Raw genomic sequence first — 12,297 nt, 5'->3', positions numbered from 1 at the left:
TCTATCGCGACGGCGATACGCCCGAGGGTGAAGCCGACTACGTGATCTGCTGTGTGAAGGTGCTGCCATCGATCGATCGCGGTGCGCTGATCAAGCCGTGGGTGGGCGAAAACACCCGCATCGTGCTCATCGAAAACGGTATCGATATCGAACGCGATGTCGCCGATGCGCTGCCGAACAACCCGATTATCAGCTGCCTGGCGTTTATTGCCGTGAGCCGGGTCGCGCCGGGCAAGATCGAGCACAAGGCATTCGGCTCGCTGACGATGGGTGCCTGGCCCGAGGGCATTACCGATGCATGTCGTGATATTGCCGAACGCTTCGAAGCCGGCGGCATCGACGTGAAGCTCTCCGAGGCCGTGGTCGGCGAGCGCTGGCGCAAGAGTCTGTGGAATACGCCGTTCAACCCGTTGTCGGTGCTGGCGGGCGGCGCCGATACCGTGACCCTGCTGGATACGCCCGGCGGCGAGGCGCTGGCCCGGGCAATGATGGCCGAAGTCTGTGCGGTGGCCGCGGCCGATGGCCATCCCATGCCCGAAGACGCCATCGACAAGAATATTGCCGGCACGCGCAAGATGCCGGCCTATATCAACAGCATGGCGCTGGATTATCTCAACGGTCGGCCGATGGAAATTCAGGCCATTCTGGGCAACGTCGTGGCCCTGGCGGAACAGCACGGGGTATCGACGCCGCGGCTGACCACCATGCAGGTGGCGCTGGCGATGCGTGCTCGGCTGGCGGCTGCCTCCGATTAGGGCCAGTCGTTGTCTTCGCGAATGACGCGTTTAATCGGTCGCCGTCGCATCGTTCGCCCGGTCCGCCGAGCCGTGGCGAGTGGGCCGAATCTCGCCACTGCCGGCGCGGCGGGCATTCGCAGCGAATGACGGCGTAATCGAGCAGCACTTTCCACCCGCGGCGCAGTTAACGCGGGCCGACCGGCCGCAAGGCAAGGGGGCTGATGTTTTGGCCGTTTCGGTCGATAAACAAAGCCAGGCCTGTTTTCGGATCCGCCATGCGCCGCGTTTTTCGCCATATCTTGCTGCGGCGCCAGCTACGCATGGGGCGCGGCCGCGGCTTTAGCCTGGTGGAATTGCTCATGGCGATCGCGATACTCGGCCTGCTCGCCGGTATCGCCTATCCGGCGTATGTGGGCTATACCGACCGCGCCGATCGCGCCCAGGCAATGGCCGATATCCGCGAGATGGAAAACCTCATCGAGCGGTTCTATGTCGCGACCCAGCGGCTGCCCAACAGCCTTGCCGATATCGGTATGGCTGGCAAGCAGGATCCCTGGGGCAATCCATACCAGTTTCTCAATCACGCCAACGTGAAAGGCAACGGCAAGGGTCAGTTCCGTTCCTACAAGGGCACGGTGCCCATCAATACCGATTACGATCTGTATAGCATGGGCAAGGACGGACAGAGCCAGCGCCCGTTGACCGCAAAGGCCAGCCGCGACGATATCGTGCGCGGGCTCAACGGTGAATTCATCGGCATGGGCTCCGAGCTGGCGGGCCGCAGTTGATGCGTTTGACCATCGGGCCGTTCCGCGGCGCGTTTGCGCGGCGCCTTTTTCTGCGCTTTCTGCTCGCGGCGTTCGTGCCGGTCGTGGCGGTCGCCGTACTGGCCTGGTTCAACACGAGCCGTGTGGTGGCGCAGCAGGCCGCGCAGCGGCTGGCCAACGATAGCCAGAGCGAGGGGCTCGACATCTTCAGCCGGCTCAAGGTGGCCGAGGCACTGTTGATACGCATTGCTGAGGATTCGGCCGCGCGGGGGCATACTGAAAACGGCGTGCCCGCCTTCGAGGCAGTCGCGCTGTATTCGGACGGCGAGCGCCGTATGCTCTACGGCGACGCGCGGCTTTTGCCGGTTTCGTTCGCCGAAGAGTCGCCGTCATCGCTGGCAAAGACGCCGCCGCGGACCCGCCTGATTGCCCAGCCGCTCAACAAAGGCGGTATGGTCATGCTGCGTGCGCTGACGACGGTGGATGGTCGGCCGCGTATGGTGGCGGGGCGGCTCGACCCCGACTACGTGATCGGCAACGCCGACCGCTGGCCCAATGACACGCGCTTTTGCGTAGTGGAACAGCAGACTCAGCGGATGCTCGACTGCCCGGATCTGCAGTCTGTCTATGATGAACGTATACAGGGCGGGGCCATCACGTTGACCGCCCCTGGCCGGATACCGGTGGACGGCGAAGATACGCTGGTGGCTTACTGGGACGTGTTCATTCCCAGCCATTTCGATGGCGTGAGCTGGCGGGTGATCGGCTTCAAGCCCTGGTCCGCTGCCGCTCAGCCGGCCGTGACGTTCTACCGGCTGCTGCCGTTCGTGGTGCTGCTGAGCCTGATCGCGGCCGGCATGCTCGGGATGAGCCAGATTCGACGGGTCAGCGATCCGCTACGGCGCCTGCGTGCCGGTGTCCAAAGGATTGCCGAGGGCGAATTCGCGACCCGGGTCGCGATCGACAGCAGCGACGAATTCGAAGAGCTGGGTGACGCCTTCAATACGATGGCGAAACGCCTGGGCACGCAGTTTCATACCCTGGACGTCCTGGCGGCGACCGACCGCGGCATTCTCACCTCGGCGGGTGCGGAAACCGTGGTCGAGAACATGCTGCAGAGCCTGCACCGCATCATGCAGGCCCAAGTCGCTGCGATTCTGTTGTTCGACCCTGACCTGCCGCAGGTCGCGCATTTGCACGTCGTCGAGCTGGCCCGGCCCGAACACGTGAAAAGCTATCGCGTGCAGCCCGGCGCCGCCGAGCGCGAGGCGCTGGATCGCCACGAGCGGCTGCTGTATCTCGACGACGACGCGCTGGCCGAGTTGTCCTACACGCAGCAGTTGCGCGATCTCGACATCGACCGGGTCACGGTAGCGCCGGTACGCGAGCACGGTCGCCTGTGGGCGGCGCTGTTCGCAGGTTATCGCGGCACGGATACAAGCGCGGAGGATGAACAGCAGGCGCTTGCGGTCGCCGATCGCCTGGCGGTGGCGCTGGCCGCTTCGGGGCGCGAAAAGGAACTCTATCGCCAGGCGCACTACGACGGACTGACTGGCCTGCCCAACCGCCAGCTGTTCATCGACCGCCTTGAGCACCAGATCGCGCTGGCCGCCGGCGTCGAGCAGGCGCTCGCGCTCATGTTCATCGATCTCGATCATTTCAAGAACGTCAACGATTCGGTGGGCCACAGCGCCGGTGATGCGCTGCTCGTCGAGGCAGCCCAGCGCTTTGCTGACGCGCTCGACGACATGGACACCGTGGCCCGCTGGGGCGGCGACGAATTCGTAGTCCTGTTGCCGCGTGCCGACGATGTCGCGGCCCTGGATCGCTGTGCTCGACGCCTTATCGATCGCCTGTCTGAAACGTATGTGATCAACGGTCTTGAACACCGGGTCAGCGCCAGCATCGGCCTGGCCCTGTATCCCGCCGACGGTCGCGACGCCGAAGCGCTACTGGCGCACGCGGATGCGGCGATGTATCAAGCCAAGGACGGCGGCCGCGGCCGGCACGTCTTTTTCGAAAAGCGCATGAATGAGCGCATACGCGAACGTGTGCAGATCGAGGCGGAACTGCGTCACGCGATCGACAACGAAGAGCTGTTCCTGCAGTTTCAGCCGCTGGTACGCATGGACAACGGCGGGCTGGGCGCGGTGGAGGCGCTGGTGCGCTGGCGCCATCCGGAGCGCGGAATCGTGCCGCCGGGGCTGTTCATTCCGGCGCTCGAGAGCTCGGGGCTCATCGTCGCGGCCGGGGCGTGGATACTGCGCCAGGCCTGTCACCAGTATCTGCATGCGTTCCCGGCTTCGGCCCGGCCGGAACGCATTGCGGTCAACGTTTCGCCCAAACAGTTCTGGACCGAGGATTTTGTCGAGATGGTGCAACGTACGCTCGTACAGACCGGGTTGCCGGGCGAACGTCTGGAGCTGGAAATCACCGAAAACCTGTTGCTGACCGATATGGCGACGGCGAGCGCGCGGATACGGGAACTCAACGCGCTGGGCGTTCGGATGTCGATGGACGACTTCGGTACCGGTTATTCCTCGTTCAGCTATCTGCGCCAGTTGCCGGTCCAGACGGTCAAGATCGACCGTTGCTTCGTCGACGGCATCGAAATGCCGGGCAGCGACGCAGCCATCGTGATGCGCTCGCTTATCGACATGCTGCATGGCCTGGGCAAGACCGTGGTGGTGGAAGGCATCGAAACCGCCGAACAACTCGATCTGCTCAACCGCTATGGCTGCGATCTGGCACAGGGCTTCTATCTGAGCCGGCCGGTGTCGCCGGAAGAGGTCGGCGCTTACCTACGACCTTGAGGATAAAGCCCGTATAAGGCTGTCCATGCCGACGTAAGGCTGCGATACAGTGAGATCGGGCGCGGATTCGTCGGCTTGCCCGGCATTCGATGGTTTTGCCGTGGTCTGCCGTAGACGTGCGGATAAACGGGCGTGGTTACAGCGAAATATTTTTCCGTATGAGCCCGAAAACGCTAAATTCCGTGCTGCGGCTGCTAGTCTGAGGTGATCTATGCCAAGGAGTGTCTATAGTGGTGGGCGATCGTGATGTGCTGGTGATATATGACGAGCGGGTGCTGTCGCATCGGCCCGAGGCCAACGAAGAGTTCCTTCCGGGCCGCATGGACAAACGGATTCGCGGCATTCTTGACGGCCTGGGCGTGGAAGCCAAATGGAGCTATCCCGAACACCCCGGCCGGGTGATCGCGGTCAGGGAGCTGCTCGAGGCCGAGCCGATTGCCGGCGTGCGTATCGCCGCCGGTCAGCCCGCCACGCAGGAGCAGCTCAACCGCGTGCATACCACCTCGTACCTCGAAAGCCTGCATGAGCTGGAAGGCAAGCAGGCATGGCTCGACGTGGATACCACGGCCGTTTCAGCAGGCAGCCTGGAAGCTGCCGTGGTGGCTGCCGGCTCGACGATTGCCGCGGTGGACGCGGTTTTCGAAAAGAAGGCGCAGTCGGCGTTCGTGATCTGTCGGCCGCCCGGGCACCACGCAAACGCGGTGCGTGCACGTGGCTTCTGTTTGTTGAACAACATCGCGGTGGCGGCCGCGCATGCGCAGTTTCATTGGGATATCGAGCGCGTGCTGATCATCGACTGGGACGCGCACCACGGCAACGGGACCCAGGATATCTTCGCCGCCGATCCGAGCGTGATGTTCTTCGATACCCATCGCGCCGCGCCGTTCTACCCGGGCACCGGCGATCTCGAAGAAATCGGCGAAGGCCTGGGCGAGGGCACCACGGTTAACGTGCCGCTGCCCGAGGACGCCGGCGATCTGGCGGTCATCAACGCCTTCGAGAACATTCTCGTGCCCGCGTCCGAATGGTTCCAGCCGGAGTTGATTCTGGTCTCGGCGGGTATGGACGCCCACCGTACCGAGCTGTGCCTGAACATGAGCTACGACGGCTACAGCGCGATGACCGGCATCGTGCAACGCCTCGCCGATCAATACTGCGATGGGCGGCTGGTGATGGCGCTGGAAGGTGGCTACAACCCGGATACGCTGGCGCGTTGCACCCATCGCGTGCTCGAGGTGATGGCCGGTGCGCCGCCTGCGACCGTGCGCGAGCCAGGGGTCGAGGAAGTCGCCGAAATCGCGGAATTCCATCGGTCGGCTTTTGCCGACATGGAATGAGTCGGGCATGAGCAAGGACCACCCACAAATCGTCGTCACCCTGCGCGCCGTGGATTTGCACAACTGGCAACAGGTCATTCATCTGCGCCTGTCGCCCGAACAGGCCACGCGCGTGGCCTCCAACCTGTATTCGCTGGCCGAAGCCTATGTCCAGCCGCGCTGTACGCCTTATGCGATCTATGCCAACGAAACGCTCATCGGTTTCGTCATGGCGGAATATCTGCCCGGCTACGAGGCCTACAACATCCCGCGCTTCATGATCGATGTCGCCTGGCAGGGCGTCGGCTATGGCGGACTGGCTTTGCAGGCGATCATCGACACGCTCAAGCATGAACGCCCCGAGGCGCCGATTCTGATCAGCCTCACGCCGGACAATACCGCTGCACGCCGGCTCTACGAACGCTACGGCTTTGTCGATACCGGCCAGCGTTTTCACGGTGAAGACGTATTGCGCTATCCATGAAACCGGCGCGAGGGCAGGGTCTCTGACGTGGCTCGAATGCGCAGAAAGGCGGATCTGCCGTCCAAGACCTGTCTCTACTGTCAGCGGCCGTTTTCCTGGCGCAAAAAGTGGGCACGCGCCTGGCCGGAAATACGGTTTTGCAGCCAGGCCTGCAAGCAGGCTTACAAGCAGGGCGCCAATGCCCGCGCGCCCGAGTAAAACCGATACCAACGAGGAGAGCCCTATGCCTTTTGCTTCGATCAACGGACAGCAGATTTTCTATCAGGACAGCGGCGGCGATGCGCCGGCGATCGTGTTCTCGCACGGGCTGCTGATGGATCATGAAATGTTCGCGCCCCAAGTCGCGGCTTTTCAGGACAGCTATCGCTGTATCGTCTGGGACGAACGCGCGCATGGGCGTACCGCGAGCGACGAAACGCCGGCGCCTTTCAACTACTACGACTCGGCCGACGATCTGGCCGGCCTGCTCGATCATCTGGGCATCGAAAGCGCGATTCTGGCCGGTATGAGCCAGGGCGGTTTTCTTTCTCTGCGCTGTGCCTTGATCCACCCCGATCGGGTGCGCGCGCTGATTCTGCTCGATACCCAGGCGGGGCTGGAAAACCCGGACCATCTGCCTGGCTATACGCAGATGATCGAAACCTGGGCCACGCATGGCCTGCCCGACGAGATTGCCGATACCATCGCCGGCATCATCCTCGGCGCCGACGCCAAGCAAACCGCGCAATGGCAGCACAAGTGGCGCGGCTGGCAGGCGCATAACCTGCTGGCTGCGTTTCATACCCTGACCGCGCGCGACGACATCACCGACCGGCTTGGCGAAATCGAACAGCCGGCGCTGGTCGTGCACGGCGATGCCGACATGGCGATTCCCATGGCACGTGCCGAACAGCTGGCCGACAGTCTCGCGGATGCCGAGCTGGTGGCGGTGCCGGGCGCGGGACATGCCGCGAACCTGACCCATCCGCAGCCGGTCAACGCCGCGATCGAGTCGTTTCTCAAGCGTATCGACTAGTCGTATTTATTCCATACCGGCAGCGCAGCACCTGTGCGGCCGCATCGAGACTGCTCATGACACTGGATCCTCAAGTCGCACGCGTATTGCAGGCCGCCGACCACAGCGGCCTGCCGCCGCTGGAAACCCTGTCGCCGGAAGCCGCGCGGGCCCAGTACGAGAAGGGCTCGGCCATGGTGGGTGGGCGGGCCCCGCAGTTGTTTTCGGTGCGCGATATTGCGGTCGCCGGCCCGCGCGGCGATATCGGCCTGCGCGTCTATACGCCGCGCGATCCAGCCGGCGAGGCCATGCCGCTGCTGATCTATATCCATGGCGGCGGCTATGTCATCGGCAGCCTCGATAGCCACGATATTCCGTGCCGCCATCTGGCTTTGAACGGCGATTGCATGGTGATATCGGTGGATTACCGTCTGGCGCCGGAATACCCCTATCCCGGCCCGCTCGAGGACTGCTGGGCCGCGGTGAACGCGATCGTCGATCAGGCCGAGGCGCTGGGCGTGTGCCGCGACCGGATCGCCATCGGCGGTGACAGCGCGGGCGGCAACCTGGCCACGGTGACCTGTTTGAAGGCCCGTGCCGAAGGTGGGCCGGACTTCATCTACCAGATGCTGATCTATCCCGGCACCGACCGTACCCGCAGCCAGCCTTCGCATAACGAGCTCGCCGATGGCTATCGGCTCACGCGTTCGCTGTTGGACTGGTTCATGAACCACTACTTCGAGGGCGCGCCGGCGGATCCGAACGACCCGTACTCCTCGCCCCTGCATGCCGACGATCTCAGTGGCCTGCCACCGGCGCTGGTGGTATCCGCCGGTTACGACCCGCTGCGTGACGAGGATATCGCCTATTACGAAAAACTACGGGCGCATGGCAACGCAGCGGAACATCTGCATTATCCGGGCATGATCCACGGCTTCATCAACATGCCGGGCGTTGTGGATACGGCCCGCGACTGTCTCGAAGCCTGCGGCACGCGTCTGCGCCAGGTGTTTGCCGAGCGCGATATGCGCCAGCCGCCGCTTAGCCCATAAAAAACCCCGGCTCGTCGCCGAGCCGGGGGTTGCGTTTCGTGTGCGCGGTTAACGCTCAGGTCGCGTAGTCGCTGCCCATGCGCTCGAGCTTGCGAATCAGTGCCGGCCACGCCAGCTTGTGGCCCGCGCCGAGGCTCTGGGCCTGCTGGGCGGTGGTATCCAACGCCTCTTGCGAGGGCATGTACCCAGGGCCCATGGCCAGGGTACGCACCTGAATCTGGCAGGCTTTCATCAGGAAGTACATATAGGTGAAGGCTTCGCCCACGTTCTTGCCAACGGTGAGCGTGCCGTGATTGCGCAGCAGCATGATGTCGTGATCGCCGAGGTCCGCGACCAGACGTTCGCGCTCGTCCAGATTCAGCGCCACGCCTTCGTACTCGTGAAAACAGATATGCGGAATGCATAGCATGGCGGTCTGGCTCAGCGGCAGCAGGCCGTCTGGATGCGCGCTGACCGCCACGCCATCGGCGGCGTGCAGGTGCAGCACCGCGCCGGCTTCTTCACGCGCCATATGCACGGCGCTATGAATGGTGAAGCCCGCCGGGTTCACGCGGTTGGTGGCGCCGGGGTCGACGATCTGGCCATCCTCGTCGACCTTGACCAGCGAGGAGGCGGTGATTTCGTCGAACAGCCAGCCGTAGGGGTTGATCAGGAAGTGGTGTTCCGGCCCCGGCACGCGCGCGGACAGATGCGTGAACACCAGATCGTCCCAGCCGTAGAGCGATACCAGACGATAGGCGGCGGCCAGATCCTTGCGGACCTGCCATTCTTCTTCGGACATACGGGCCGGGTGATCGGTTGCGGCTTGGGCCATGAGTCTCCTCCTGCGTGAAAGCGAGTTCGTAAAATACAATTTCGTTGTTCGAGCAAAGTAGACCTTGCTCGGGTTGCGGTCAATTCATGGAGCGCGCGCGGCCGGGGCGCCACCGTACGGGCATCCCGATCATGCATGCCGTGCGTACTGTGGTTGCGTTGGGGCGGGCCACGGCCTATTCTTTCTCACGGTTTTTGAAACACTGTTTCGGCTTCTTGCATGTCTGGCCATGCCTGCACCGTGCGCAGGCGCGTATTCGTCTCAGCCACGAGTCGCGCTGGTTTCGACTCAGGCCGCCAACGAACAAGAACACGACAATAAAAAGACGATATCTCAGGCCGCACGCCGAATGCGCGCGACTGTCGATACGGTATCGGTCGCGATTGCTGATGGAGATTGCATGCTCGACGCTTATATCTACGATGGCCTGCGCACCGCGTTTGGCCGTCACGGCGGCGTGCTCGCGCCGGTTCGGCCGGACGATATGCTCGCCGCGGTCATTCGTACGCTGATCGAGCGCAACCCGTTTGATAGCAACGACTACGAAGACGTCATCGCCGGCTGTACCAACCAGGCCGGTGAAGACGCGCGCAACGTGGCCCGCCATGCCGGCCTGCTGGCTGGGTTGCCGGTATCGGTTGCAGGCCAGACGGTCAACCGTCTGTGCGGCAGCGGCCTGGCCGCCACCGTGGACGCAGCCCGCGCGGTCACGGTCGACGAAGGCGCGCTGGTCATCGCCGGCGGCGTCGAATCCATGAGCCGGGCGCCTTTCGTGATGGCCAAGGCCGACAAGGCCTATTCCCGTAACGTCTCGGTATTCGATTCGACCATCGGGGCACGTTTTCCAAACCCGAAGATTCTGGACGAATACGGCGCCGACGCGATGCCGGAAACGGCCCAGAACGTCGCCGACGATTTCGGCATCAGCCGCGAGGCGGCCGATGCCTATGCGGCCCAGTCCCAGGCCCGCTACGAGGCCGCCCGTGCCGGCGGTTTCTTCGATGAAGAAATCATGCCGCTGGAGGTGGCCCAGGGGCGCAAGCAGCCGCCGCTCTCGGTCGACGCCGATGAACACCCGCGCCCGACCAGCACCGTCGACAAGCTCGCCAAGCTGCCGCCGATCGTGGCCGACGGCATTATCACGGCCGGTAATGCATCGGGCGTGAATGATGGCGCCGGCGCGTTGATCATTGGGTCGAAAAAAGCCGGCGAAGCCGCCGGGATCCAGCCACGAGGGCGTATCATCGCCGGTGGTGTGGTGGGTGTGCCGCCCCGGGTGATGGGTCTGGGGCCGGTCGGCGCCTGCCAGAAGGTGCTCGATCGCGCGGGGCTTACGCTCAAGGATATGGACGTCATCGAAATTAACGAAGCGTTCGCGGCCCAGGTGCTGGGCTGTTGTCATCAGCTGGGGCTGGCCGGCGACGACGAACGTCTCAACCCCAACGGCGGCGCGATCGCGGTGGGTCATCCGCTGGGCGCCTCGGGCGCCCGTCTGGCGCTCACCGGCCTGCGCCAGCTGGAACGTATCAACGGCCGCTATGCCCTGATCAGCCTGTGTATCGGCATCGGGCAGGGTGTTGCCATGCTTATCGAACGAACGAATGGAGCCTCGTCATGAAAGATTTCGCCTGGTCCGATCCGCTGCTGCTCGACGCACAGCTCACCGAAGACGAGCGCATGATCCGCGATGCGGGCCATGATTATTGTCAGAACAGCCTCATGCCGCGCGTGCTCGAGGCCAACCGTCACGAAATATTCCACCGCGAGATCATGAACGAGCTCGGCGAGCTCGGCATGCTGGGGGCCACCATCCCCGAACAGTACGGCGGCGCCGGCCTGAACCATGTCTGCTACGGCCTGCTGGCGCGCGAAGTGGAATCGGTGGACTCCGGCTATCGCTCGGCGATGAGCGTGCAGTCCTCGCTGGTGATGTTTCCGATCTATACCTTTGGCAGCGAAACGCTGCGCGAGAAATATCTGCCCAAGCTCGCCAGCGGTGAATGGGTCGGCTGCTTCGGACTGACCGAACCCGATCATGGCTCCGACCCCGGCTCCATGAGCACCAAGGCCAAGAAGGTCGACGGCGGCTATGTCCTGAACGGTGCCAAGAACTGGATCACCAACTCGCCGATCGCCGACGTGGCGGTCGTCTGGGCCAACCTCGACGGCAAGATCAACGGTTTCGTGGTCGAGCGCGATTTTGGCGGCATGGAAACACCCAAGCTCGAAGGCAAGTTCTCGCTGCGTGCGTCGGCCACGGGTCAGATCATGCTCTCCGACTGTTTCGTGCCGGAAGAGAATCGGCTCGACGTCGAAGGCCTGAAGGGCCCGTTCTCGTGCCTGAACAAGGCCCGCTACGGCATCTCCTGGGGCGCGATGGGCGCGGCCGAATTCTGCTGGCATGCCGCGCGCAGCTATACGCTCGATCGCAAGCAGTTCAAGCGTCCGCTGGCCGCGACCCAGCTGATCCAGAAAAAGCTCGCCGACATGCAGACCGAGATCACCCTCGGTTTGCAGGGCTGCCTGCGTCTGGGCCGTTTGATGGACGAAGGCAACTGGGCGCCCGAAATGGTGTCGCTGATGAAGCGCAACAACTGCGGCAAGGCACTGGATATCGCCCGCCAGGCGCGCGACATGCACGGCGGCAACGGTATTTCCGATGAGTACCACGTGATCCGCCACGTGATGAATCTGGAAGCGGTCAACACCTATGAAGGTACGCACGACGTGCACGCGCTGATTCTGGGCCGCGCCCAGACCGGGATTCAGGCCTTCGGCTGATCCGGCGCCCGCCGATCTGCGATGAACAAGCCTGCCTGGCCGCAAACGCCAGGCAGGCTTTTTTATTGCGTCTGGTTTCTGCCGCGGCGCATCGCGGCACCTCGGGCCGTCGATCATTCGGCGGACTGATTCACGGGGAATTCAGCGTGAATCGGCTTTACTTGCTCTACGTTGACCAACAGCGCCTGGAGTGAAGCAATGCGCAAACACAATATTCATCGCCTGGCCTTTGCGGGTCTGGTGGCCCTCGGTATGAGCACGTCGGCGTTTGCGTTGGACGACGAAACGCTGGACGCCGCCATTGGCGGCGGGCTCGGCGGGGCCGCCGGTGCGGCGATTGGTAACGAAGTGGGTGGGCGTACCGGTGCAATCCTGGGCGGTGCTGCCGGCGCCGCTGGGGGCGCGGCGGTCACCACGGATGGCGATCGCCGTGATTACGACCGTCGTTACGACTCGCGCTACGAGGGCCGCGGCTCGCGCCATTGCCCACCGGGGCTGGCGAAGCAGGGTCGTTGCTAGTGGCCGTTACATGCCGGCCG

At 63.6% G+C, this 12,297-nt stretch carries 12 protein-coding genes; 11 read left to right on the top strand and 1 reads right to left on the bottom strand.

Annotated features, from left to right (window positions below; all coding sequences use genetic code 11):
* The 8 genes from C84B14_RS17305 to lipP1 form a co-directional block, all read left to right on the top strand.
* Positions 1 to 755, top strand: a 755-nt coding sequence (locus tag C84B14_RS17305) for a ketopantoate reductase family protein (protein ID WP_353225955.1), incomplete at its 5' end; no start/stop codon positions are given.
* 257 nt (positions 756 to 1,012) lie between these two features.
* On the top strand, positions 1,013 to 1,525 hold the full coding sequence (locus tag C84B14_RS17300; protein ID WP_353225954.1) for a prepilin-type N-terminal cleavage/methylation domain-containing protein: 513 nt from the start codon (positions 1,013 to 1,015) through the stop codon (positions 1,523 to 1,525).
* Positions 1,525 to 4,317 (top strand): putative bifunctional diguanylate cyclase/phosphodiesterase, encoded by a 2,793-nt coding sequence (locus C84B14_RS17295; RefSeq protein WP_353225953.1) that lies wholly within the window; start codon positions 1,525 to 1,527, stop codon positions 4,315 to 4,317. The genes C84B14_RS17300 and C84B14_RS17295 overlap by 1 nt, the downstream gene beginning before the upstream one ends.
* Before the next feature lie 230 nt (positions 4,318 to 4,547).
* Positions 4,548 to 5,654, top strand: coding sequence for a histone deacetylase family protein (locus C84B14_RS17290; RefSeq protein WP_348765203.1), 1,107 nt, complete (start codon positions 4,548 to 4,550; stop codon positions 5,652 to 5,654).
* Positions 5,655 to 5,661: 7 nt separating this feature from the next.
* The gene (locus tag C84B14_RS17285; RefSeq protein WP_353225952.1) at positions 5,662 to 6,117 is read left to right on the top strand and encodes a GNAT family N-acetyltransferase; all 456 of its coding nucleotides are present in this window, start codon (positions 5,662 to 5,664) and stop codon (positions 6,115 to 6,117) included.
* Positions 6,118 to 6,153: 36 nt separating this feature from the next.
* Positions 6,154 to 6,315, top strand: coding sequence for a DUF2256 domain-containing protein (locus C84B14_RS17280; protein WP_348765201.1), 162 nt, complete (start codon positions 6,154 to 6,156; stop codon positions 6,313 to 6,315).
* Between the two features lie 25 nt (positions 6,316 to 6,340).
* Positions 6,341 to 7,132: an alpha/beta fold hydrolase gene (locus C84B14_RS17275; RefSeq protein WP_353225950.1), complete on the top strand. Its 792-nt coding sequence runs from the start codon at positions 6,341 to 6,343 to the stop codon at positions 7,130 to 7,132.
* Positions 7,133 to 7,188: 56 nt separating this feature from the next.
* On the top strand, positions 7,189 to 8,163 hold the full coding sequence (lipP1, locus tag C84B14_RS17270) for a LipP1 family hormone-sensitive lipase (RefSeq protein WP_353225948.1): 975 nt from the start codon (positions 7,189 to 7,191) through the stop codon (positions 8,161 to 8,163).
* Between the two features lie 55 nt (positions 8,164 to 8,218).
* On the opposite strand, the gene C84B14_RS17265 is transcribed toward lipP1, so the two are convergent.
* Complete coding sequence (locus C84B14_RS17265; RefSeq protein WP_353225946.1) at positions 8,219 to 8,977, bottom strand: class II aldolase/adducin family protein; 759 nt, start codon at positions 8,975 to 8,977, stop codon at positions 8,219 to 8,221.
* A 400-nt stretch (positions 8,978 to 9,377) separates the two neighbouring features.
* On the opposite strand from C84B14_RS17265, the gene C84B14_RS17260 reads away from it, so the two are divergent.
* From C84B14_RS17260 to C84B14_RS17250, 3 genes are all read left to right on the top strand, one after another.
* Complete coding sequence (locus C84B14_RS17260; protein WP_353225944.1) at positions 9,378 to 10,595, top strand: 3-oxoadipyl-CoA thiolase; 1,218 nt, start codon at positions 9,378 to 9,380, stop codon at positions 10,593 to 10,595.
* A complete protein-coding gene (locus C84B14_RS17255; RefSeq protein ID WP_348765029.1) occupies positions 10,592 to 11,758 on the top strand; it encodes an acyl-CoA dehydrogenase in 1,167 nt (388 codons plus the stop codon). The genes C84B14_RS17260 and C84B14_RS17255 overlap by 4 nt, the downstream gene beginning before the upstream one ends.
* A 198-nt stretch (positions 11,759 to 11,956) precedes the next feature.
* A complete protein-coding gene (locus C84B14_RS17250) occupies positions 11,957 to 12,277 on the top strand; it encodes a YMGG-like glycine zipper-containing protein (protein WP_353225942.1) in 321 nt (106 codons plus the stop codon).
* The last annotated feature ends 20 nt before the right edge of the window (positions 12,278 to 12,297 follow it).

The sequence above is a fragment of the Salinisphaera sp. C84B14 genome, assembly GCF_040361435.1.
In the GTDB taxonomy this organism is placed as follows: domain Bacteria; phylum Pseudomonadota; class Gammaproteobacteria; order Nevskiales; family Salinisphaeraceae; genus Salinisphaera.
The sequence above is the reverse complement of the archived record's forward strand: the minus strand, read 5'-3'. Positions and strand labels throughout refer to the sequence as shown.